We start from the raw sequence: 22,408 nt of genomic DNA, 5'->3' as shown, positions 1-22,408 counted from the left end.
CATAGCCCCGCACACCCCGCCTTGCCTAGGCTGATTCGACATTCACGCCGGCGATGTCCGTTCCACAGACGCGGTCCCGTCCACTTTTCTTGGCCTGATACAGGGCGGCGTCAGCCAGATCGACCAGATGTTGGGGGGGGATGTCCTCGGTCGGAATCAGCGTCACCACCCCGATGCTCAGGGTAATCCGGCCGCCATTTTCCGGCGCGCCCTGGTGAACGATATTCAATTGCGCCATGTCATGGCGAATAGCCTGGGCAAGGGACAAGGCGCCCTCGTGATCGGTCGCCGGCAAGATGCAAACGAATTCCTCGCCGCCATAACGGCCAGCGAAATCCCCCGGACGGCGGAGAACTCGGCGTAACAGCTCCCCGACCTGACGGATACATTCGTCGCCCTGAGGGTGACCATAACGGTCATTATAGAGTTTGAAATGGTCGATATCGGCCATAATCAGGGTCAACGGCAACTGGTCGCGGGCGCAACGGCGCCATTCATTTTGCAGATGGTGATCGAAACCGCGGCGATTGCCCAATCCGCTCAGGGCGTCGGTGACCGCAATCAAGGCCAAATCAGCCTCGGCCCGATCCCGAGCAAGAACGAAGACAGAAAAGGCCCGGCCCATATGGGCAAGCTCGTCGTCCCCGTCAATGGGAATGTCCGGGCGCAATCCCCCCACGTGATCGGTCATCGCTTTGTTCAAGGCGTCCAGCCTGCGGGTGATGCGGCGGGCGATAAAGGACATCACCCCAATGGTCAGCACGGTAGCGAAAATGGCCAACACCAGCATCAAGACCAAGGTGGTGGATGCCTTGCCGGAATGGCGCGCCATTGCCGCCAAGGCATTGGTGCGCCGGTCCTGATAATCGCCAAAGGCGGCGCCGTTGATCTGCTGAGCGGATGTGCGTACGTTTCGCAGCAGCGCCAAGGCCCTTTGCTGGGTATCGTTCAGGGCTTGTTGCAGTTCGAGGCTACGGCCGGCGATGTCTTCAATCGTGGCCAAGACCTCGGCCCCGGTGGATATCAGCGGCAAATCCTGGCGCAGGCTTTGACGCAGCTCATCGATCCGCAAGCGCAAGCGCCGCCCCTGCCCCGGCCCGTTCACCACCAGCAAAGCAGAAGACTGAGACAACAAGGCCAACGCTTTTTCGCGTACCGGCGCCGGCCAGCCGATCTGTTTTTGCAGGGAAAGATTAACCAGGATCAGGTCATCGACCAGCGCCGCCCTTTGGTTCAACAAATCCCGTTCCAACCGCAATTGCTGATCCAGCGTGTTGATGCCGGCCAGATAGGGACCGATCAATTTCTCGATAAAATCGGCGGAAACCCCGGCCCCGGCCTGGCCGCCGCGCAAGGCGACGACGCGGTCGCGGAAAATGGCGATTTCCGGCACTTCCAACAACGACAACTCAGAATCATTGCGTTGAATGCTCAAGGCACGCTCTAAAATCTGGCCGTTCAGGGTTTCCGCTTCGCGCACCAGATCGGCGGCCTCCATGGCCTGGCCGAAATCGGCCTCGAAAATCCGGCGGAAACTGGAATTTTGTTCCAGCAGCAAGGCTGCGGTGGCGCCGATGGAAAGCAGAAAAACCCCAAAGACCGCCAGAACCACCACCGACAGCGCATGGCTGAGCCGGCGCGGCGGTCGTTTTTCGTCCTCGGGTGACGGCGTCACTTGAATAACGGGCTATAAAGCAGCCCCCCTTGCGACCACAACCGATTGATCCCGCGCTCCAGGCCGATGGGCGTTTGCGGACCGAAATTGCGATCAAAGATTTCGCCGTAATTTCCCACTTCCCGCACCACCCGAACCGCCCAATCGCGATCAAGTCCCAAAGACCGGCTTATCTCGGGATTATGTCCCAGCAGGTTTTCCTGCTCGACCGCCCCGATGGCGGCATCCGCTTGATCAATGCTGTTGCGCGAAAGACCCAGTTCTTCGGCGACAATGACCGCATGCACCACCGAACGGACAATGCGGATCCATTGCCCGTCGTCATCGCGCACCATTGGCCCGATAGGTTCACGCGACAGCATCAGCGGCAAGATTTCATAGCGCTCGGGATCATCGGCCCGATTGGCCCGGTTGGTGGCCAAATTGATCCGATCGGCGCTATAGGCGTCGCAATTGCCGCGAAAAAAAGCATCGCCATTGGCCAACACCACTTTGGCCTTGATGTCCTCGCGCCGCAAAATGTTCTCTAAATTCGCCAGGGTTGTGGTCCCGGCGGTAACGCACACCCGCCTCCCGTTCAGATCGGCCAAGGCATGGATTCCCGCATTGGTTCGGACCATCAGCCCTTGCCCATCAAACAGATAGACGGCGGGAAAGGCGATGCCGTAAGCCGCTTCGCGCCCCAAAGTCCATGTCGAGCTGTACATGACCACGTCGGCCTTGTGCTCAACCAGGGCGGAAAAGCGGGATTGCGGCCCCACTTCGACGAAACGCACGGCATCACCATCGCCAAGAACGGCAGCGGCGACGGCACGGCAAAAATCGACGTAGAAGCCTTCCCACCGCCCCTGACGATTGATGGCGCTGCGCCCAGGATCGTCGGGATAGACGCCACAGCGCAAATCCCCCCGTTCCCGGATTTCGGACAGAACGTCCGCGCGGGCCGAATCCGAGGAGGAAAACAAAAAGGTCGCAACAACAGCAAAAAACACCGCCGCCGACACAATCATTCGCTGCAAAGTCACCCTGCGACACCACCAAAGTCAAGACGATCTATAGCGAAAGTCATGGATCAAGAATACCTAAAACCAGGCATTCCACAACGGGGTTACGCATCTTCAATCATTTTAGTAAATCAGCTGGGTTGGCGCCGCGACCATCGCTTGAGGTCAGCCTCGAACGACACGCCATGGTCGTCGCCCAGCTTGCGCCGGTAAATCGACAGACTTTCCATCACCCGCTGAACGTAGCTACGGGTCTCGGTAAACGGAATCATCTCGATCCAATCGATGGCGTCGACGGTGGGGTCACGCGGATCGCCATATTCCTTGACCCAACGCCGCACCCGGGCCGGGCCGGCGTTATAGGCCGCCAAGGCCATGACGTAAGAGCCCTCGAAATTATCGATCATGTCGCCCAAATAAGTGCTGCCAAGACGCACATTGTAATCGGGATCATCCAGCTTTGCCGGCTTGAACGCCACATTGATGGCCTTGGCCACCTGCTTGGCGGTGGCCGGCATCAACTGCATCAGACCGCGTGCGCCCACCGGGGATTGAACCGCGGTCATGAAACCCGATTCCTGGCGAATCAAGGCCAGCACCAAGGCCTTTTCCGGCCCGGTCTCGATGCCGATATGAGGAACCGGCCACCCGGCGCCAACCAGGAAGACGCTGTCACGGTCGGCCCGACGGGCAATGGTGACGGCCAGATCATTGCGGCCCTGTTCCAGGGCCAGCTTGCCGACCAAGGCCCGTTCACCCGGCGATTGCACCACCTCGTTCAGGCGGATGAAGAAAGCGCGCAGGTATTCGGTTTCGCCCATCTCCAGCATGATGCGGGTGGCGCGGACCATCTCACGGTTCTCGAAACGCTTGCTGTCGTCAGCGCTGGCCTTGGGGTCGGCCGGCAGCGGCCAATGATGATCGTCGAGCCGAGAGGCCGCCAACTGACCGTAATAGGCGGTGAAATACTGGGCGCCTCGGCCGTACCAATCCTTGGCCCCCTTGGCGTCGGTGCGCGCCTCGGCCGTGCGCCCGGCCCAATAGGCCGCGCGCGAGCGTGACAACGGCGTCGTCACCTTGTCCCACAGCTTTTGAAAATGCGTGGCGGCGGTTTCCTTGTCGTCCAAAAAGCGCAAGGCGATCCAGCCGGCCAGGAACTCGGCCTCGGCAAACTGGGCGCTGCTGTCGTCCAAGGCATGATCCGCAGCCATCTGGTAAGCCCGCGAGATCAACCCCTTTTGCAGGGCCCGCCGCGCCAGGATGCCACGTTCCAGCCACCACAGATCGGGACGCACCTGATTGCGGGCGGGATGGGACAGCAAGTCGATGGCTTCTTCGTCCATGTCCTTTTGCCGACGCCAGCGCACCCGGTCATAGATCAGCCCCGGATCATTCTTCAGTTCCTTGGGAACCTTGGCGATCAAAGCTTCCGGATCAGACTTGCCGGCTTGCAGCGCCAGCCGCGCCTGAGCCAATTGCCGGCGTTCCGGCCTGACCCGCAGCAGCATATGTTGCGCCGGGCCATCTTGCTTGTCCCACAACAGCCGGTCCAGGCGCCGCCAATGATCGTCGGGTAAAAGATAGTCCGAGAATTGGTCGAGGAATTGCTTTTCCTGAATGGTGCCGAAACCGCCATCGATCCAGGTGCGGCGCAAAACGTCCACCGCCCGCTCCTGCTGGCCGGCGGCAAGCAAAGCTTTGGCCAGCGCCATGCCGCCATCGACGGTCACCGGCTCGCGGCGCTTGTACCAAGACAGCACATGATCGGCGGGTGTGGCCGGACCGATGGCTTCCTCGGCCCGACGCTGCAAGGACCCCATCAGCGGCCAATCGGGCGATGAATCGACGAACGAGCCGATTTCCTCGAAACTGGCCCCCGACCTGGGATTGGCATAGGTCATCCACCGGATCAGCTTGGGCAACAGCCGGTCAGAGGCCTGCATGGCCAAACGCTCCGCCTCGGCAAAGCGATCCTTGCGGGCGGCGGCGAAGACCTGCTCGTACAGCTTACGCTCCCGCGCCGGGATATCGGCGGTGGCGGGCGGAGCAAACGCCAGGATCAAACCCAGCGTCATTGCGGCGGCAACGGTACGAAAAAACAACGCAACACCTCGATGATCCAGCGACCCGGCCGGCGACCGGGAATGCGGCTGCCATACTAAGGAAGCCATGCCCCCACAAGCAAGCCAGACGGCACCCTTGTGCAGTCTTTGCCTTGTCTGTAATGTGCCGGGTTCACAATTGTCCATTGTTTCAGGATGTCAACCATGTTCAAGGGATCGATCACCGCCCTCATTACTCCCTTCCACAACGGAAGCGTGGACGAGAAGGCGTTCCAGGACTTCGTCGCCTGGCAGATCGCCGAGGGCACCCACGGCGTCGTGCCCTGCGGCACCACCGGAGAGTCCCCGACGCTGTCCCATGATGAACACAAACGGGTTGTCGAGCTGTGCGTCGAAGTGGCCAAGGGCAAGATTCCGGTCATTGCCGGCACCGGCTCCAATTGCACCGACGAAGCCATCGAGCTGACCCGCCACGCCAAGGCAGCCGGCGCCGACGCCGCGCTGGTGGTGGCGCCTTATTACAACAAGCCCAGCCAAGAGGGCCTGTTTCGCCATTACGAGGCCATCGCCAAGGCCGTCGATCTGCCGATCGTCGTCTACAACATCCCCGGCCGCTCGATCGTCAATATCAGCGTTGACACCTTCGTTCGTCTGGCCAAGATTCCCAGCATTGTCGGCGTCAAGGACGCCACCGCCGATCTGACCCGTCCGTTGCAGATGCGGATCGCCTTGGGCGACAAATTCTGTCAATTGTCGGGCGAGGACGCCACCGCCACCGCTTTCAACGCCCAAGGGGGCGTCGGCTGCATTTCGGTGACGTCCAACATCGCGCCGAAACTGTGCGCCGACATGCAAAATGCCTGGGCCAAGGGTGATTTGGCCACCTGCTTCGCCATCCGCGACAAGCTGATGCCGATTCACGACGCCCTGTTCTGCGAAACCAGCCCGGCACCGGTGAAATACGCCGCCAGCTTGCTGGGCAAGGCCACCGATCAGGTGCGTCTGCCGCTGGTCGAAGCGTCGGAAGCGGCACGGGCCAAGGTCAAGGCGGCCCTGGCGCAAGCCGGGCTGATCTGATCCCATGTCCCTGCCCGAACGCATCGCCGCCCAAAACCGCAAGGCACGCCACGAATACACCATCGTGGACACCATCGAGGCCGGTATCATGCTGGTGGGCACCGAAATCAAATCCCTGCGGGCCGGCAAAGGCAACATCAGTGAAGCCTTTGCCGGTCCCAACGGGGATGAATTAATCCTCTACAATGCCTATATCCCCGAATATCAGGCAAAGATGCCGTTCCCGCATGAAACCCGCCGCCCGCGCAAATTGCTGCTGCATCGCCGCGAATTGCGCAAATTGGTGGTGGCGATCGCCAAGGACGGCATGACCCTGGTGCCGCTGGATATTCATTTCAACGATCGCGGCATCGCCAAGGTCCAGCTTGGACTCGCCAAGGGCCGCAAGGCCCACGACAAGCGCGAGGCCATCAAGCAACGCGACTGGAACCGCGAAAAAGCGCGGGTGTTGCGGAACCGGGACTAAAGCGTGCCGCCAACCTTTGGGGGCGCATGTGGACAAAGACGACGTTCCGCTGCTGGGCAAGCTGAAAGACAAGCTGGTCGAAACCAAGGAATCGTGGGCGCGGTCGGGCCGCGGCCTGACCGGTTCTCACGGACAGGCCCGCCTACCGCCCGGCCAGCGCCAGACGGTGGATTGGCCGGTCCTTGACCTGGGCATCCAACCCAATCTCAGCCAGACGGAATGGTCGCTGACCGTTGCCGGCGCGGTGGAAACCCCGCTGCGCTGGTCGTGGGACGATTTCCTGGCGCAACCACAAACCGAATCGGTCAGCGACATTCATTGCGTCACCACCTGGTCACGCTATGACAATCGCTGGAACGGCGTCTCGGCCCGCCATCTGCTGGACGTGGTCAAACCGCGTCCCAGCGCCCGCTTCATCATGTTTCGCAGCTTTGACGGCTATTCCACCAACGTGCCATTGGACCGCTTCGCCGATGACGACGTGTTGCTGGCCCATTCCTGGCAGGGTGAAAAACTAAGCCGCGAACATGGCGGGCCGGTTCGGGTGATCATTCCCAAGCTGTATTTCTGGAAAAGCGCCAAATGGCTGCGCGCCATCACCTTCATGGACAAGGACAGCCCCGGCTATTGGGAATTGCGGGGCTATCACGACGAAGGCGACCCGTGGACGGAACAGCGCTACAGCTAAAACAACGAGCCTTCAATCAAAGAGAGGCCCCCTCAAGCGGCGGGGCAGGCCGCGCCGCCCCGTGGGTCTGATCAGATCGGGCATTCGCGGAAATGTCGCCGGAACGCAACTAAAGCGCCGAGCGTTAAATCACAATCACTTCGTGACGGGGCTGCCGCCCCGGCCCAGCCTGGGGTGAACCCCAGACCCCCTTTTTTTAATCAATAAAATCAAAGGGGACCGGGGTTCGCCCCGGATGGGTTTGGGCGATAGCCCATTTGCGAAGCAATCCTACAGGCGCTTCCGATTTAACGCTCTGCACTCTAGATTTGCCAATTGTCGTCAGCGGCCAAGGGTTCAAGTGGCAGCCAGACCATAACCTCGGTGCCTTCACCCTTGCGGCTACTGACGATCAGAGTGCCGCCATGCAATTCGGTCATGGACTTGGCCAAGGGTAACCCCAGGCCGGTGCCTTCATATTGCCGCGACAACGAACCGTCCACCTGACGGAACGGCTCTAACGCCAGTTGGATTTCACTTTCGCTCATGCCGATGCCGGTATCTGTCACCCGCAGACAGATACCGGTATTTTCATGCGCCGCGCTGACGGTGACGCTCCCCCCCTCGGGGGTGAATTTGACCGCATTGGACAAAAGATTGACCAAAATCTGCAAACAGCGCCGGCGATCCCCGTGAAAGACCGGCAAATCCGGCTCTATTTCGCTGCGGAGGCGCAATTTTCCGCTCTGTGCCCGGGTTTCCACCAAACGAACGGCCGAATCGATCATCGCCGGAACGTCCACCGGGCCAATATCCAAACTCATCTGTCCGGCCTCGACCTTCGATACATCCAAGATATCGTTGATCACCGCCAGCAGATGACGGCCGGAATTAACGATGTCGATGGCATAGCCCTGATAGCGACCATTGCCCAACGGCCCGAACATCGCCCCGGCCATGACCTCGGAAAAGCCAATGATGGCGTTGAGCGGCGTGCGCAATTCGTGACTGATGGTGGCGAGAAACTCGGTCTTGGTTCGGCTGGCCAACTCGGCCTGTTCCTTCGCCAACAACAAGTCGCGGGTGCGTTCGATCACCCGGCGCTCCAGTCCCTCATTGGCCAGGGCCAATTGCCGTTCAACCGCCACCCGGTCCGAGACGTCGGCGGCATAGATGTTGACGTAACTATCCGCTGACACCGGAACCAGCGTCAGGGACAAAAACCTGCCGGCGACCGGAAGCTCGGCCTGAATGGTGCGGCCAGTGGTCAAAACCTCCGTGATAATGCCCAGCCACTCATCCGGTACCGCCCGCCCCATGCCGGTGCCCCATTCGCCCAGCAAGGGATCACTGGCCGGATTGGCGTGCAAGATGACGCCATCGCTGCTGATCCGCAGAACCGGATAGGGATTTTGCGCCGGAAACAAGGCCAGGGAATGGATCATCTGTTCGGCGCGACGCTGTTCGGTGACGTCGGTGACCAAAATCAAACCGTCATCGATATCGTCGGCGGCCAAAATCTCGAAAATCCGTTCGCCGCCGTGAGGTTCGCGCACCAGCAATTCCTGAGTGCCATGCGACTTCTTGGTTTCAACAAAAGCGGAAAGACCGCCACAGGTCTGGGATATTTCCACCATTGCCTTATTTTCGGCGACCGGGCCATTGGCGGTCATCCGCACCACCCCGACCCTGAGACGTTCGGTCACCGATTGCAGCAGGCGGAGACGAGCATTTTCTTCGCGTACATGCATTTTCTCGTCATTCAGACGTAATTTTTCCGCAACCTCTTGGCCCAAGGCAACACGCGACCGCCGCACCTCGGTGGCCAGGATCCGTACCTGACGGACCAAGGCGGCCATTTCATCCCCTCTCTGAAACAATGGTTCCCGCGATCCGGTCACCGAGGCGGTCACCTCCGCCACTTGATGGATGATCTGGCGCAACCGGATTGTCAGAACCACCATCACCAGCATGAACAAGACGATCAGCGTCACCGCCAGAACCGTGCGCTGCTCGCGTTCTTGTCGCAGCAACGGCTGCGCCAGGGAATTCACATAGGAACGTGACACCAACGACACGAAGGCCGGCAGAAAGTCGACGCCGCCATGAGTGGGAAATTCCAGCGAGGCCGAAAGCCAATCCGGGTCTAAATCAACTAAACTGGTGCCGGGCGGCACCTGTTGCGGATCGCTGGACGCGGCAACCCGATCATGGACCATGTCGGCGATGACCACCACATGATCACTGCCGGCAACAAAGCCATGGGTCCGGGCAATCAGGCCGGCATCCCAACGGGTGAAGACGACCAGCCGGGCGGCGGTGTCGGCGATGGCATGAACCGAAATGACGTAAACCTCGCCGCCCAATTTCTGGACGATGGCGCGATAGGCTGAATTGGCCGGCAAGGATGGCAGGAAACGCGACAGGCCGATTGGTGGCGCCCCATCATTATCCGTCAAAAGCATCCTGATCCGATTGTTCCCATCGATCATCACCATGAAGCTGATGTCCGAATGGCCAAGAGGATTCTCTAAAATCGCCAGGCTGCCCAGGCGCACCGGCTTGGGAATCTCAAGCGACGCCGGCTGAGCCAAGGCGATCGCCGCCAGTTCGCTGATCGGCCGCGAGGTGGACAAAAAGGTCGTCAGGGCAAAATGAGTGCGCAAGGTTTCCTGGAAACGCGCTTGCCCGGCTTCGGCCTGCACATCTAACTGCTGCCCGATATTGGCGTGGACGATGGCATCAATGCGGGCGGAATGAAACATATCCAGGGCGAACCACAGCAATATGGCCACCAAGCTCCCCCCGGCCATCAGCCTGGAGGTCATACTAAAACGTCCCCAGAAACCGCCATTCCCCATCAAGTGCTTCCCCACACATTCAGATACCCGCCGCGCCATCTTCCCATGTGATGACGACAACGCCAGCATGGCAAAGGAGATCATCTGCGTTTAAAAGTATTAGCCGTCTATACTTCGGGCAGCTTGCCCCCCTCTCCGATCAAGGAAACGTCCATTGCCGCTGTTGGCATCGCCTCGCCCCGGCCTCTCCCCCTTGCATCCCGCTTTCGTGCTGTCGACATGGTTCGGCTGCGGCTTGCTGCCCCGCGCCCCAGGGACCTGGGGGTCGTTAGCCGCCCTGCCCCTTGCCTGGATGTTGATGCAATGGGGCGGGACCGTGGCCTTATTGGCGGCGGCGGGGCTCTGCGCCGTGGTCGGCTGGTGGGCATCGGCGGTTTACGTCCGCCGCACCGGCATCGACGATCCCAAGGAAGTGGTCATCGACGAGGTTGCCGGCCAGTGGCTGGTCTTGGCGGCCATTCCCACCGATCCGGTGCTGTACGCCATCGGTTTCGGGCTGTTTCGCCTTCTGGATATCTGGAAGCCCTGGCCGGCCAGTCTGGCCGATCGCTCTGTCGGTGGCGGCTTGGGGGTGATGCTGGACGATCTGTTGGCGGCGCTTTACGGCGCTGCCGCCTTGTCGCTGTTTTCGCTGTGGTGGAGCTTGCCATGAGCATTTTGCCCGCCCCCCTGCTTGCCGCGGCCCAGGCACTCATCGACCAAAACCGGCAAAGCGGCACCTTGGTGGCCACCGCCGAATCTTGTACCGGCGGTCTGGTCTCTGCCGCTCTGACCAGCATTGCCGGATCATCGGCGGTGCTGGAACGGGGCTTCGTCACTTATTCCAATCAGGCAAAAACTGAAATGCTGGGGGTGCCGGCAGCGCTGATCCAGACCCACGGCGCGGTCAGTTCCGAAGTGGCCGAGGCCATGGCCGTGGGAGCCTTGCATCACAGCAACGCCCATAGGGCCGTGGCCATCACCGGTATCGCCGGCCCCGGCGGCGGCAGCCCTGAAAAACCGGTCGGCTTGGTGCATTTCGCCATGGCCGCTACCGGCCAACCAGTCCGCCACCGGCATTTTATTTTTCCAGGGGAGCGTGATGACATCAGACTGGCCGCGGCTTTGACCGCCCTGGACCTGCTGCGGGGATAAGAGCGGTCAGCAGCACCCGCAAGATCGCCAACGGCACCGTCGGCGCCTCGGCATGGTGATAACGCTGGTCCAGCGACAACGACGCATAAGGCAGCACCCCGCTAACGTCATAGCCCAGATGCAAATGCCATTGGGGCAGCACGCGGGCGACCAAGGAACGGCATAACGACACGGATTCCGTGTAAGCGCCGGCCGGCTGCTCAAAAAAGTCGGAGATCGCCTGATCCAGCTCTTGGCTACCGCCGCCTACGGCATTCAGCCGCAGCAATAACGCACAGGCATCAATCATGGATAACACCAAATGTCGTGAGATCGGGCAAAGGTTGTAAACATTATATTTGTGTCATCAGTTATTTTGTCGCAAGCTTAGCCATCCGTTCAACAACAGGAAAAAATAAGTCATGGAAGAGTCCGCTTTCGGCGGCACTGTTCAATTGGAACGGCAAGTCATTCCAGCTGGCGAACAAATTTTCGCCCAAGGGGATGGCGGCGATTGTGCGTATGTATTGCTGCGCGGTAAAGTCGCTTTGTTTCATCACCTTGAGGGCCATCGTACGGAAGTCGGCGACATTTCACCCGGTGAAATTTTCGGTGAAATGGCGGTTTTGGGCGGCGGTAACCGCTCGGCCTCGGCCATTGCCGTCGAGGAAGCGGAAATCGCCCTGATTCCCTATCCCATCTTCCGCCGCAAGCTCGATGGCGCGGACCGGTTTTTGCGCGCCCTGATTGAATTGTTCATTCGCAACATTCGTAACTCATCGCGTCTGTTTCTGCGCCGGCCTCGTTCTTTCCGCGATCACGTCAAGCAAATGCGGGTCTTTTCCTGGAACATGCGTCGTTTTGCCGGCCGCATGGATGATGCCGTCATGGCTGACGACCTCTTGGATGTGCTCGACCGTCTGGACACGGTGTTGACCGATCTGCAAAACGTCTCGGATTTGTGTGCGGACAAGCGCCACGACCTGATCACCGAAGACGAACTGAACGGAATCGGTTTTGGCAACGTCGTCGGCAGCGAAGGCCAAAGAAAGCTTTAATCCAGCGGTTGCGAACGGATGGCGCCCGCCGAATCCGGCGGTGCCGCCTCGACCGGCCGGACTTCAGCCTCAGCCACATCGCGCGGGGCAGCGGTCGGCGCAGGGCTGGCGATCGCCTGCCCTTGGCTCGGCTGTTCCTTGCTTTTTTCATATTTCTTGACGCCATGGGCGGCTAAATCGACCACGGCGCACCCTGCCAAGGCGATCACCGACAAAAGCGACAGACAAAGACGGAGCATGACGACCTCGTGGATGACGAAGTCGGCACGCTACACCCGTGCCGTTTTCATTCGCAAGTGCGAAAAACCCCCGGCCATGACAGCCGGGGGTTTGAGAGAATGGTCCTGATCGGGGCCGACCTGCGGCCCCCTTGTATGTCGATCCCAGCATCGGCGCTAAGCCGCGCGGCGCTTTGCGCACCAAGTCCCGCTGGGTTGAACTCAGCGGGACTTGGTCTTACTGCGCCGCTTGACGGGATTGCCGCACCATCGCCCGTGTATGCTTGGCGATCATCATTTCCTCGTCGGTGGGAATGACAAACACCGGAATGGTGCTGTCGGCGGTGGTGATCACCTGGGCATTGGCGGCATTGGCGGCGGCATCCAGGCTGATTCCCAACCACCCGGCCCCCTGGCACACCTTGTCGCGCACCGGCGCCGAACGCTCGCCGATACCGGCGGTGAACACCACCGCATCCAGCCCGCCCATGGCCGCCGCCAGCGATCCCAGCTCGCGGAGGATACGATAGCAGAACAGCTCGACCGCCTCGGCCGCATGGGGATCATCGCTTTCCAGCAACACCCGCATGTCGTTGGAAATGCCAGATACCCCCAACAGACCGGATTGCTTGTACAGCAGGTTCTCGATCTGCTTCGAGTTCATTCCCTTCTCGTCCAGCAAGTACAAGATGACGCCCGGGTCCAGATTGCCGGTCCGGGTGCCCATGGGCAAACCATCAACCGCCGTAAATCCCAAGGTCGACGCGACCGAGCGGCCATTGTCGATGGCGCACATGGACGCCCCCGAGCCCAAATGGCAGACCACCACCTTGCCGGCGGCCCGCTCTGGCGCGATTTCGCGCAGACGGCGGGCGATGAATTCATAGGACAAGCCATGGAAGCCGTACCGGCGCACGCCTTCATCGGTCAATTCGCGCGGCAAGGCGAAAGTGGTCGCCACCTTGGGATTGGTGCTGTGAAAGGCGGTGTCGAAACAGGCCACCTGGGTCAAGCCGGGATGCACCTTGGCCAAGGCCCGGATCGGGGCGATGTTGTGCGGCTGGTGCAAGGGCGCCAACGGGATCAGCTTTTCCAGTCCGGTAAGCACCTGATCATCGACCAGCACCGGGGCCGAATAGCGAGCGCCGCCATGGACGACGCGATGGCCGGCGGCCACCAGAACGGCATCGTCCAGGTGATCCTCGACCCAATCAATCAGATGTTTGAGCAAATCCTCGTGGTGCAGATCGCTGTCGGCCGGCCAACGCTGTTCCGCCAAAACCGTGCCATCGGGACCCATGGCGACGAAATGAGGGGCGACATTGATGCCCTCGACCTGGCCTTTCGAGCTCAGTTCCGGCTTGCCATCGCCATTGGACAGATACAGCGAGAACTTGATGGAGGACGAACCGGCGTTGATGACCAAAATACCGTCACGCATGACCTGTTCCTTTCCTTATTGAGCGGCGATCTTGCCGCTGGCGCGGCGGGCATGGGCAAACAGGACGGCGACGGCGCAACTGGCCAAACGCGCCTTGGCCGAATCGGCGCGGCTGGTCAGCACGATCGGCACCCGCGCGCCCAGCACGATGCCGGCGGCATCGGCATCGGCCAGATACGATAATTGCTTGGCCAGCATATTGCCGGCTTCGAGATCGGGGACCAGCAAGATGTCGGCCTGGCCGGCCACCGGCGAATTGATCTTCTTGATCTTGGCGGCTTCGGCCGAGATCGCGTTATCAAAGGCCAGCGGGCCATCCAAAATGGCGCCGGTAATCTGGCCGCGATCAGCCATCTTGCACAAAGCCGCGGCTTCGATGGTCGAATTGATCTTGGGATAGACGGTCTCCACCGCCGACAAGATGGCCACCTTGGGCTGCACCACCCCCATGCACAACGCCAGATCAATGGCGTTTTGGGCGATGTCCACCTTGTCTTCCAAGGTCGGATAAATGTTGATGGCGGCATCCGAGATCAGCAGCATCTTCGGATAGGTCGGCACATCCATGACGAAAACGTGGCTGATCCGCCGGCCGGTGCGCAGGCCGGTGGCGCGGCTGGCCACCTCGTGCATCATCTCATCGGTGTGCAACGAGCCCTTCATCAACGCCTCGGCCTGACCGGTGCGGCACAGTTCCACCGACTTTTCCGCCGATTCGTGGCTGTGCTGGGTGTCGATGATGCGCAATCCCGTCAGATCGAAGCCGAATTCTGCGGCGAGCGAGCGAATTTTCGCTTCCGGTCCCACCAGGATCGGATTGATCAGCCCCAGCTTATAGGCATCGATCGGGCCTTCCAGCGACACCTGATCGCAGGGATGGCAAACCGCCACCGAAATCGGGTCCAGCGGAGCACAGCGTTCGATAATGTCCTCGAACACATGATGGCGGCGGCGCAGCGACACTTCGTGCAATTCGGTGCGCGGCTGCACCACCTTTTGCGTCGGCGCCGTCACCCGAGCGGTTCCCGTGAAAATCGCGGCGCCGTTCTGGTTCAGCGCCGAGCATTCGAACACCACATCGGCGGGGGCGATCTTTTCCTTGGCCACGACCGTGACGGTAACGGTGTCCCCCACTTCCACCGGCGACTGGAAATCATACGTCTGGGTCCGATAGACGGTGCCGGCACCCGGCAATTCGTTGCCCAAGATGGCCGACAGCAATGACCCGGTCCACAGTGAATGGGCCATCACCTTGCGATGCTGGGTCAGGCTTTGCGCCTGCTCGGCACTATAATGGGTGGGGTTGAGATCGCCCGAGGCGACGCCGAACAATTCGACATCCTCCATCCGGCAGGTGCGGGTCACGCTGGCGCTGTCACCAATCTTGATTTCAGCCCAGGTGCGGTTTTCCATCATCTCGACCATTGCCCACTCCGATTTTGACAAATGTCATGTTGCGCTGCGGAATATACCCAGGAACAGTAAGCCTGTACATCCGCCAGACCCAATCCTTCATCAATCGGTCATGACGTCGCCATTTCAAGGCGCGCAAGCCAGCCTGGCGCATGGCACCCCCGCGTGCCACCCCCTTGCCTTGCGCCCCGCCAAACATTAGATACGTCTAATGTCAAAATGATCGGATGCCCTTCATGACCGAGTCCACTCAACATTCAGCCCTTCTCCATGTCCCGGTGACGATTTTCGCTTCGGTCATGGGGTTGGCCGGCTTGGGCCTTGCTTGGCGCAAGGCCAATGCCGTTCTGGGGTTTCCCGTCGAGGTCTCGCAAGTCGTCCTGGTCATTGCCGCCTTGGTGTTTCTTGCCGCCATGCTGACCTATGGTCTGAAGCTCATCCGTTTTCCCCAAGCGGTGATCGCTGAATTCAACCACCCGATCCGTGCCGCCTTTTTTTCAACCTTTCCCATCGGCATGCTGTTGCTGGCCGCCGGCCTGCATCCCTTCGCCCCGGCCCCGGCCTTTGCCATGTGGGCGGTCGCCGCCGTCTTGCAAGTGGTCCTGACCATCCGCCTGATCGTGCGCTGGATGGTGCACAAGCAGGAAATCACCCACGTCAATCCGGCGTGGTTCATTCCCATCGTCGGCAACATCATCGTCCCCATTCTGGGCGCCCGCCTGGGACAAACCGAAATCTCGTGGTTCTTCTTGTCGGTGGGCATGCTGTTTTGGTTGCCGCTGCTCACCATCATCTTGTACCGGCTTATGTTTCATGACGCGCTGCCGCCGCGACTGATGCCGACGCTTTTCATCTTGTTGCCGCCGCCGGCCATTGGTTACGTTTCCTATGTCGGTCTGACCGGCACTGTCGATCCCTTCGCCCAGGTCTTGGTCAATGGCGCCTTGTTCCTGACCCTGGTCCTGCTGGCCAAGGCGAAAAGCTTCACCGGCCTGCCCTTCGCCGTATCGTGGTGGGCCTTCACCTTCCCGCTTGACGCCGTCGCCCTGGCCGCCATCGAACACAGCCATTTCCTGCCCAGCGGATTGTGGCCGCTGGCCGGCATGATCGTGCTGGCAATGGCCAGCCTGACCGTCATCGTGGTCAGCCTGCGCACCGTTTTGGCCATCGCCAAGGGCACGTTGTTTTTGCCGGAATAAATGATCCACATCAGCAATTAGTGTTTTCCGTATATTGCAGCGCACAAGATAGCGGTCTAAGGTGCGGCCACGGAATATTGGTCGTATCTGGGGAAGATCATGAGCGTGCGCAATCTAAAGGCATTGTTCCGGCCGCAATCGGTCGCGGTCATTGGGGCGAGCACCAAGGCGAATGCGCCTGGATCGGTTGTCATGCGCAACCTGATCCAGGCCAATTTCCAAGGCCCGATCATGCCGGTGGGAACCGAGAAATCAATCTGCGGCGTCCTCGCCTATCCCGATATCGCCAGCCTGCCGCAAGCCCCCGATCTGGCGCTGCTGTGCTCGCCGGTGGGTGAACTGGTCGACGCCATGCGCGCCCTGGGGGAAAAGGGCGCCAAGGCCGCCTGTATCATGACCGCCGGCCTGCAATATGCCAACGACGCCAACGGCCGCACCATCCTTGAAGGCGTCCGCGCCGAAGCCAAAGCCCACGGCATCCGCGTTCTTGGCCCCAATTCCATGGGAATGCTGGTGCCCGGCATCGGCTTGAACGCCAGCTTCGCCCCCGAGGACGCCCCCCCCGGCAAGATCGCCTTTGTCTCGCAATCGGGCGCCTTGTGCACCGCCGTGCTTGATTGGGCCTGCGCCAAGGGGATCGGTTTCTCGCATTTCATCCATACCGGCGAAAGCATGGATGTGGATTTCGGCGATATCTTGGATTACCTGGGCAGCGACCCGCATACCCGCGCGATCTTGCTGTACGTGCAGACCGTGGATCAGCGCCGTAACTTCATGTCCGCCGCCCGTGCCGCCGCCCGCAACAAGCCCATCTTGGCGATCAAGGCCGGTCGTTCGACCGAAGGCGCCCTGGCCGCGACCTCCCATACCGGGGCGCTGGCCGGTTCCGATCTGGTGTTCGATGCCGCCATCCGTCGTTCCGGCATGCTGCGGGTGCAAGACATCGAGGAAATCTTCGGCGCGGTCGAAACCCTGGCGCGGTCGCGGCCAATGAAGGGCAAGCGGCTGGCCATCGTCACCAATGGCGGCGGTCTGGGCGTTATCGCCGCCGACGATCTGGCCGATGGCGGCGGCGAATTGGCCGATCTGCCGTTGGATGTGGTCGATAAGCTCAATGCCCTGTTGCCGCCCAATTGGTCGAGCGGCAATCCCATCGACGTGGTCGGCGATGCCGGCGGCGAACGCTATGCCAAGACGCTGAACATCTTGCTTGATTGCAAGTGCATTGACGCCGTGCTGGTCATGTACGCGCCGACCGCGATTTCCAACGCCGACGAAGTGGCCGAGGCGGTGGTCAAGGTGTTCAAGGACAAGCCGCGCGCCAATATCATGACCTGTTGGGTCGGTCACCAAAAGGTGGTCAGCGCCCGCAAAAAATTCGCCGATGCCGGGGTTCCCACCTTTGAAACCCCGCGTGCCGCCGTCCAGGGTTATCTGCACTTGCTGGAATACCGCAAGAACCAGGAAATGCTGATGGAAGTGCCGGCCTCGGCCGCCACCGATTTCGTCCCCGATATCGCCCTGGCCCAAGGCGTCATCGCCGAGGTGATGGAACGCGGCGACAATATCCTGACCGAGGCCGAGGCGAAGACGGTGCTGTCGGCATACGGCATTCCCACCGTCGCCACCCACACCGCCCACAATCCGGCCGAGGCCAGCCGCATCGCCAAGACCATCGAAGGTCCGATCGCCCTGAAAATCCTGTCCACCGACATCGTCCACAAATCCGATGTCGGCGGCGTGGTGCTGAACCTGGATGGTCCGTTCGAGGTGGAAAAGGCCGCTCATGCCATGCTGGAGCGGGTCAAGGCAACCTATCCCGACGCCCGCATCGAGGGCTTCACCGTGCAGCCCATGGCGGTGCGCAAACCCGGCACCCAGGAACTGATCGTCGGCATCGCCACCGATCCGATTTTCGGCCCGGTGATCTTGTTCGGCCAAGGTGGCGTGGCGGTGGAAGTCATCGGCGACCGCGCCGTCGCCCTGCCGCCGCTGAACCTCAACCTTGCCGCCGAACTGGTGCAACGGACCCGGGTGTCACGCCTGCTGAAGGGGTATCGTGGTCGGCCGCCGGCCAACCTTGACGCCCTGCACATGACCCTGATCCAGGTGTCGCAGATGATCATCGATCTGCCGGAAATCGTCGAGCTGGACATCAACCCGTTGCGCTGTGACGCCGATGGCGTGCTGGCGCTCGACGCCGCCATCAAGGTGGCGGTGCCAACCCGCAACGGTTCCGACCGCTTGGCCATCCGCCCCTATCCGGCCGAGCAGGAAGAATGGTTCACCATGACCGACGGCCGTCAGGTTCTGCTGCGGCCGCTGCGCCCCGAGGACGAACCCAATCACCATGTGCTGGTGTCGAAACTGACGCCCGAGGACATCCGTTTCCGCTTCTTCGGTCTGGTGCATGAGTTGCCGCACAGCGAAATGGCCCGGCTGACCCAGATCGATTATGACCGCGAAATGGCCTTCATCGGCGAATTGACGCTGCCCGATGGCGGCAAGGAAACCCTGGGCGTGGTCCGCACCGTCACCGATCCTGATAACGAATCGGCTGAATTCGCCGTGGTCGTGCGCTCGGATCTCAAGGGCTCGGGCCTGGGCAAGCGCCTGCTGGTCAAGATGATCGAATATTGTCGGTCCCGCGGCACCCATGCCATCGTCGGTCAGGTGCTTAAGGACAATCGCCGCATGCTCAAATTCGTCGAGCATCTGGGCTTTGTTCAGACCAAGACCATCGACGGCGACATCGTCGAAGTGGAATACGATCTGAAAAAGCCGGCGGTCACCACCCCGGAACCACCGGAAAATGCGTGATTTCCCTCCCCGGCGTCAGGGCGTGAAGCGGGCGCCGGGGAAAATCTTGGCGATCCAATCCCGATGGGGGGCAAGGCGGGTGAACCAGGACGAATCGCCATAACTGGCGGTGCCCGACCCGTTGGAATTGACCGCCACCACCACCCATTGTCCGGCTGACATCATCCAGGCGGAACCGCCGCTATCCCCCGACCCCAACAGGCCGATCAGGGCATTGGCCGGATTGTCCGAGCCGCCATAGGGATTGGACAGGCTGCCATCTTCCCGGCCCATCCACACCCCCAGATAATTGCCGCCATCGTCTTTTTTCGGCATCGGCAGGATCGGTTCGACCAGTTGATCGACGATTCCCTGAGCGGCGGCCTTGTCCGAGCCATGATAATAACGGTCCTTTTCCCCGACCGAACCGATGCCGCGACTGCCGAAACCGATAAAGGTGATCAGCTTGCCCGCCTCGCCGCCCTTGGTGTGCAGCACCGGCGGCGGACCGGCATCGCTCACCGGACGGGTAAGCCGTAAAATGGCCAGATCATAGCCGGTGCGTTCATCGGTACTGCCGTTCCAGCTTGGGTGCAGCCACACCTTATCGGCCGTCAAGATGTCGCCATTGGGGGCGCGCACCACGTAACTGTCGGCGGAAGCCGGCAATTCGAAGATATGGGCCGAGGTCAGGATATAGCCGTGACCGCCATCATTGCCGATCCAGGTCCCCGAGGCTTCCCCCCAGGTCTCGCCGTCACTGGCCAGGGCCAGAACCGCGCGGAACTGCGGTTCCGCCGCCAGACGCAGATTGGCGCCAAAGCCAGCCCATTCCTTGCCCCGGCCGCCGCCTTCGCGGCGCCATAAGCTATCTTGAATAACCACGGCAAAGGCCGGTGACAACGACACGGTCAGAGCAAAAGTCAGGACGCATCCAATCACCCTTTCACGCAGAAATTTCATGGCGCCGGGTCTCCATGGCACGCTGTCAACAAAAACCGCGGCGCAACAATTCCGCTGCCTGGTCGGCGGGAACCGGCCGGCTGAAGAAGAATCCCTGGATGGCGTCGCACCCGGCATCGGCCAGGATGGCCAGTTGTTCAGCCGTCTCGACCCCTTCGGCCACCACCTTCAATCCCATGGCATGCCCCATGGAGATGATCGCCCTGGCGATGGCCGCGTCGCCTTCGTCTTCGGCCAGATCGCCAACAAAGGACCGATCAATCTTCAGCTTGCCAACCGGGAAGCGTTTCAGCCGCGCCAGCGACGAATAGCCGGTGCCGAAATCGTCCACCGCCAGCTTCACCCCCAACCCGGCGATATCAGAGAAGATACGCTGGGCCGCGTCGGCATCTTCCATCACCGTGGTTTCGGTCAATTCCAGTTCCAGCCGATGTGACGGAATACCCGCTTCGGTCAGCATTTTGCGCACCAGCAGGGGCACGTCATGGCGCTTCAGCTGCAATGCCGACATGTTGACCGCCACCGGAACCGGCGGAATGCCCTGACGATCCCAGTCCCGCATCTGTTGGCAAGCCCGACGCAGCACCCATTCGCCGATGGGGCCGATCATACCGTTGCCTTCGGCCATGGGGATGAATTCGACCGGCGAAATCCAGCCATCACTGGCATGACGCCACCGCAGCAAAGCCTCGAAAGCGATAATCCGATGGTCGATGGTGTTGACGATGGGCTGGTAATGCAGCTCCAATTCTTCCCGCTGGATCGCCCGCCGCAAATCGTTTTCAAGGCGACGGCGCAAAGCCAGCTCCGCATCCATGGTCGGGGCGAAGAAACGATAGCCGTTGGGATTATCCTGAATGGCCCGATACATGGCCATGTTGGCATTCTTCAACAACGTATCGGCATCATCCCCGTCATTGGGGAACAAGGTCACGCCGACCACCGCGCCGACTTGAACTTCGTGACCGCCAATATCAAACGGTCGCCGCATGGCATCCACCAAGGTCTGCGCCAATTCCGCCGCCGTCTCGCCGCCATCGACGGTTTGCAGCAAAAATCCGAATTCGTCACCGCCGACCCTGGCCGTGCTTTCGACCCCGCGGGCTTTGGTCATCAGCCGTTCGACAATGGCCAACAGCAGATGATCGCCGCCATCATGGCCCAGCACATCGTTGTAATGGCTGAAATCATCGAGATCGAGGATCAAAACCGCCAAGCCGTGACGTTCGGCCTTGGCGCGGACGATGGCGCGCTGAATTTGTTCGCGGAACAGCAGGCGGTTGGGCAGCGCGGTCAGGGAATCGTTGCTGGATAAAAAGCGGATGCGTTCCTCGGCCCGGCGCCGTTCGGTGACGTCTTCTTGCACCACCACATAATGCGAGACCACGCCCCGATCATCGCGGATGGGGGTGATGGTCTGATCGACCACGTACAAGGTTCCGTCACGACGCCGCAGGTTAAGCTCGCCCCGCCAGGTTTCGCCGTTGATCAAGGCCTCATCCATCCGCGCGTCGCGGTCCACCCCCAGCAACAGCCGACGCGCGCCCCGGCCCATGGCCTCGGCTTCACTCCAGCCGGTCAATTGGCTAAAGGCTTGATTGCACCATTCGATGCGCCCCAGTTGATCGGTGATGAAAATGGCGTTGGCGGTAACCGCCATGGCCTCGGCCTGCAAGCGCAACAACGCTTGCGAACGCCGCCGGCTTTCCCCCTCGTTGGCCCGAACCTGACGGTCGGCGACCAGCAGCAGAACCACCCCCAACGAGATGGACAAGACTTGATTAAGGGCAAAACTATATCCAAGCAGATCCTCGGAAACGATCAGCCACAGATAAAAAAACTTGTGCAGCCCCCACAAAACAAACAGTAACGCCACCAGCCAGTTGCCGCTATCCGTGCTTCGCCGCGCCCGGCTCTGGAATTCCCAGGCCGCCAGCATCATTGCCAAGCAGATATAGGCCGACGCCGGAACGATGGCTGTCCATGGACTTAGGACAAAGGCGGCCCACACGGTCCAGGCCGTCATCACCGTCCCCAGGGCGACAGCCATCCACAATCCGCGCTTTTGCCGCGTCAACGGCCCCACCCCGGCGATCAGGACAGTGGCGGCGCCCACATGCATGAGTTCGGCCCAAAGGAAACCTTGAGCCGTCTTGGTGTTCCAAGCCAAAGCCATGAACAAAAAGCGCAGAGCAAAAAAGGCGAATGCGGTGGCGAAGATCGGAAAGGATCGCGACAACGCCGGACCACGGCCGACGAAGGCCAAAGCCACCGCCAAAACCAGATTGCTCAGAAACGCGCCAAATATCACCGTGGGCGCGGCAACGTCCATTCTGATCCTTTCTCAGCCGGATCCCCTACCATGTGCGGAACTCTAACGATTTAAGCATT

Annotated in this window: 18 protein-coding genes; 8 read left to right on the top strand and 10 right to left on the bottom strand. The window is 60.8% G+C overall.

Features of this window, described 5'->3' with window-relative positions:
• Positions 1 to 25: 25 nt before the first annotated feature.
• From KEC16_RS20065 to KEC16_RS01860, 3 genes are all read right to left on the bottom strand, one after another.
• A complete protein-coding gene (locus KEC16_RS20065) occupies positions 26 to 1,675 on the bottom strand; it encodes a GGDEF domain-containing protein (RefSeq protein ID WP_211545949.1) in 1,650 nt (549 codons plus the stop codon).
• Positions 1,672 to 2,685 carry an amino acid ABC transporter substrate-binding protein gene (locus KEC16_RS01865; protein ID WP_249208724.1) on the bottom strand — a complete coding sequence of 338 codons (1,014 nt, stop codon included), beginning with the start codon at positions 2,683 to 2,685 and terminating at the stop codon, positions 1,672 to 1,674. Before KEC16_RS01865 ends, KEC16_RS20065 begins: the two co-directional genes overlap by 4 nt.
• Before the next feature lie 125 nt (positions 2,686 to 2,810).
• On the bottom strand, positions 2,811 to 4,781 hold the full coding sequence (locus tag KEC16_RS01860; RefSeq protein ID WP_249208635.1) for a lytic transglycosylase domain-containing protein: 1,971 nt from the start codon (positions 4,779 to 4,781) through the stop codon (positions 2,811 to 2,813).
• A 165-nt stretch (positions 4,782 to 4,946) separates the two neighbouring features.
• Here KEC16_RS01860 and dapA point away from each other — a divergent pair, with 165 nt between their 5' ends.
• Genes dapA through KEC16_RS01845 form a run of 3 tightly spaced genes read left to right on the top strand, consistent with a single transcriptional unit; the run spans position 4,947 to position 6,973 of the window.
• On the top strand, positions 4,947 to 5,819 hold the full coding sequence (gene dapA / locus KEC16_RS01855; protein WP_211545947.1) for a 4-hydroxy-tetrahydrodipicolinate synthase: 873 nt from the start codon (positions 4,947 to 4,949) through the stop codon (positions 5,817 to 5,819).
• A gap of 4 nt (positions 5,820 to 5,823) precedes the next feature.
• Positions 5,824 to 6,285, top strand: coding sequence for an SsrA-binding protein SmpB (smpB, locus tag KEC16_RS01850; RefSeq protein WP_211545946.1), 462 nt, complete (start codon positions 5,824 to 5,826; stop codon positions 6,283 to 6,285).
• A gap of 28 nt (positions 6,286 to 6,313) precedes the next feature.
• Complete coding sequence (locus KEC16_RS01845; protein ID WP_211545945.1) at positions 6,314 to 6,973, top strand: sulfite oxidase-like oxidoreductase; 660 nt, start codon at positions 6,314 to 6,316, stop codon at positions 6,971 to 6,973.
• A gap of 302 nt (positions 6,974 to 7,275) precedes the next feature.
• Here the strand turns inward: KEC16_RS01845 and KEC16_RS01840 are convergent, their stop codons facing one another.
• Positions 7,276 to 9,780 carry a PAS domain-containing sensor histidine kinase gene (locus KEC16_RS01840; RefSeq protein WP_211545944.1) on the bottom strand — a complete coding sequence of 835 codons (2,505 nt, stop codon included), beginning with the start codon at positions 9,778 to 9,780 and terminating at the stop codon, positions 7,276 to 7,278.
• 187 nt (positions 9,781 to 9,967) lie between these two features.
• On the opposite strand from KEC16_RS01840, the gene KEC16_RS01835 reads away from it, so the two are divergent.
• On the top strand, positions 9,968 to 10,465 hold the full coding sequence (locus KEC16_RS01835; RefSeq protein ID WP_346344000.1) for a phosphatidylglycerophosphatase A family protein: 498 nt from the start codon (positions 9,968 to 9,970) through the stop codon (positions 10,463 to 10,465).
• Complete coding sequence (locus KEC16_RS01830; protein ID WP_211545943.1) at positions 10,462 to 10,947, top strand: CinA family protein; 486 nt, start codon at positions 10,462 to 10,464, stop codon at positions 10,945 to 10,947. The genes KEC16_RS01835 and KEC16_RS01830 overlap by 4 nt, the downstream gene beginning before the upstream one ends.
• Here the strand turns inward: KEC16_RS01830 and KEC16_RS01825 are convergent.
• Positions 10,901 to 11,236: a hypothetical protein gene (locus KEC16_RS01825; RefSeq protein WP_211545942.1), complete on the bottom strand. Its 336-nt coding sequence runs from the start codon at positions 11,234 to 11,236 to the stop codon at positions 10,901 to 10,903. The genes KEC16_RS01830 and KEC16_RS01825 overlap by 47 nt on opposite strands.
• Positions 11,237 to 11,348: 112 nt before the next feature.
• Between KEC16_RS01825 and KEC16_RS01820 the strand changes: the two genes are divergently transcribed.
• On the top strand, positions 11,349 to 11,984 hold the full coding sequence (locus KEC16_RS01820) for a cyclic nucleotide-binding domain-containing protein (protein ID WP_211545941.1): 636 nt from the start codon (positions 11,349 to 11,351) through the stop codon (positions 11,982 to 11,984).
• On the opposite strand, the gene KEC16_RS01815 is transcribed toward KEC16_RS01820, so the two are convergent.
• The 3 genes from KEC16_RS01815 to KEC16_RS01805 all read right to left on the bottom strand — a co-directional run bounded on the left by KEC16_RS01815 (position 11,981) and on the right by KEC16_RS01805 (position 15,068).
• On the bottom strand, positions 11,981 to 12,223 hold the full coding sequence (locus KEC16_RS01815) for a hypothetical protein (RefSeq protein ID WP_211545940.1): 243 nt from the start codon (positions 12,221 to 12,223) through the stop codon (positions 11,981 to 11,983). The genes KEC16_RS01820 and KEC16_RS01815 overlap by 4 nt on opposite strands.
• Before the next feature lie 217 nt (positions 12,224 to 12,440).
• Positions 12,441 to 13,643, bottom strand: a complete 1,203-nt coding sequence (locus KEC16_RS01810; RefSeq protein ID WP_211545939.1) for an acetate/propionate family kinase — start codon at positions 13,641 to 13,643, stop codon at positions 12,441 to 12,443.
• A gap of 15 nt (positions 13,644 to 13,658) precedes the next feature.
• Positions 13,659 to 15,068: a bifunctional enoyl-CoA hydratase/phosphate acetyltransferase gene (locus KEC16_RS01805; protein WP_211545938.1), complete on the bottom strand. Its 1,410-nt coding sequence runs from the start codon at positions 15,066 to 15,068 to the stop codon at positions 13,659 to 13,661.
• A 224-nt stretch (positions 15,069 to 15,292) separates the two neighbouring features.
• Between KEC16_RS01805 and KEC16_RS01800 the strand changes: the two genes are divergently transcribed.
• Both KEC16_RS01800 and KEC16_RS01795 read left to right on the top strand, forming a co-directional pair.
• The gene (locus KEC16_RS01800; protein WP_211545937.1) at positions 15,293 to 16,255 is read left to right on the top strand and encodes an SLAC1 anion channel family protein; all 963 of its coding nucleotides are present in this window, start codon (positions 15,293 to 15,295) and stop codon (positions 16,253 to 16,255) included.
• A gap of 99 nt (positions 16,256 to 16,354) precedes the next feature.
• Positions 16,355 to 19,075: a bifunctional acetate--CoA ligase family protein/GNAT family N-acetyltransferase gene (locus KEC16_RS01795; RefSeq protein WP_211545936.1), complete on the top strand. Its 2,721-nt coding sequence runs from the start codon at positions 16,355 to 16,357 to the stop codon at positions 19,073 to 19,075.
• Positions 19,076 to 19,090: 15 nt separating this feature from the next.
• Here the strand turns inward: KEC16_RS01795 and KEC16_RS01790 are convergent, their stop codons facing one another.
• Both KEC16_RS01790 and KEC16_RS01785 read right to left on the bottom strand, forming a co-directional pair.
• Positions 19,091 to 20,017, bottom strand: a complete 927-nt coding sequence (locus tag KEC16_RS01790) for a trypsin-like serine protease (protein ID WP_211545935.1) — start codon at positions 20,015 to 20,017, stop codon at positions 19,091 to 19,093.
• Between the two features lie 25 nt (positions 20,018 to 20,042).
• Positions 20,043 to 22,349, bottom strand: coding sequence for a putative bifunctional diguanylate cyclase/phosphodiesterase (locus KEC16_RS01785; RefSeq protein WP_211545934.1), 2,307 nt, complete (start codon positions 22,347 to 22,349; stop codon positions 20,043 to 20,045).
• Positions 22,350 to 22,408 lie beyond the last annotated feature (59 nt).

This window comes from Magnetospirillum sulfuroxidans, from assembly GCF_018224925.1.
GTDB classification, from domain to species: domain Bacteria; phylum Pseudomonadota; class Alphaproteobacteria; order Rhodospirillales; family Magnetospirillaceae; genus Magnetospirillum; species Magnetospirillum sulfuroxidans.
The sequence above is the reverse complement of the archived record's forward strand: the minus strand, read 5'-3'. Positions and strand labels throughout refer to the sequence as shown.

Bases quoted from the DNA above. Each gene is read 5' to 3' on its own strand.
- KEC16_RS01820 (WP_211545941.1), top strand. From the start codon at position 11,349: ATGGAAGAGTCCGCTTTCGGCGGCACTGTTCAATTGGAACGGCAAGTC.
- smpB (WP_211545946.1), top strand. From the start codon at position 5,824: ATGTCCCTGCCCGAACGCATCGCCGCCCAAAACCGCAAGGCACGCCAC.
- KEC16_RS01810 (WP_211545939.1), bottom strand. From the start codon at position 13,643: ATGCGTGACGGTATTTTGGTCATCAACGCCGGTTCGTCCTCCATCAAG.
- KEC16_RS01805 (WP_211545938.1), bottom strand. From the start codon at position 15,068: ATGGTCGAGATGATGGAAAACCGCACCTGGGCTGAAATCAAGATTGGT.
- KEC16_RS01825 (WP_211545942.1), bottom strand. From the start codon at position 11,236: ATGATTGATGCCTGTGCGTTATTGCTGCGGCTGAATGCCGTAGGCGGC.
- KEC16_RS01785 (WP_211545934.1), bottom strand. From the start codon at position 22,349: ATGGACGTTGCCGCGCCCACGGTGATATTTGGCGCGTTTCTGAGCAAT.
- KEC16_RS01790 (WP_211545935.1), bottom strand. From the start codon at position 20,017: ATGAAATTTCTGCGTGAAAGGGTGATTGGATGCGTCCTGACTTTTGCT.
- KEC16_RS01815 (WP_211545940.1), bottom strand. From the start codon at position 12,223: ATGCTCCGTCTTTGTCTGTCGCTTTTGTCGGTGATCGCCTTGGCAGGG.
- KEC16_RS01800 (WP_211545937.1), top strand. From the start codon at position 15,293: ATGACCGAGTCCACTCAACATTCAGCCCTTCTCCATGTCCCGGTGACG.
- KEC16_RS01840 (WP_211545944.1), bottom strand. From the start codon at position 9,780: ATGACCTCCAGGCTGATGGCCGGGGGGAGCTTGGTGGCCATATTGCTG.
- KEC16_RS01865 (WP_249208724.1), bottom strand. From the start codon at position 2,685: ATGATTGTGTCGGCGGCGGTGTTTTTTGCTGTTGTTGCGACCTTTTTG.
- KEC16_RS01795 (WP_211545936.1), top strand. From the start codon at position 16,355: ATGAGCGTGCGCAATCTAAAGGCATTGTTCCGGCCGCAATCGGTCGCG.
- KEC16_RS01830 (WP_211545943.1), top strand. From the start codon at position 10,462: ATGAGCATTTTGCCCGCCCCCCTGCTTGCCGCGGCCCAGGCACTCATC.
- dapA (WP_211545947.1), top strand. From the start codon at position 4,947: ATGTTCAAGGGATCGATCACCGCCCTCATTACTCCCTTCCACAACGGA.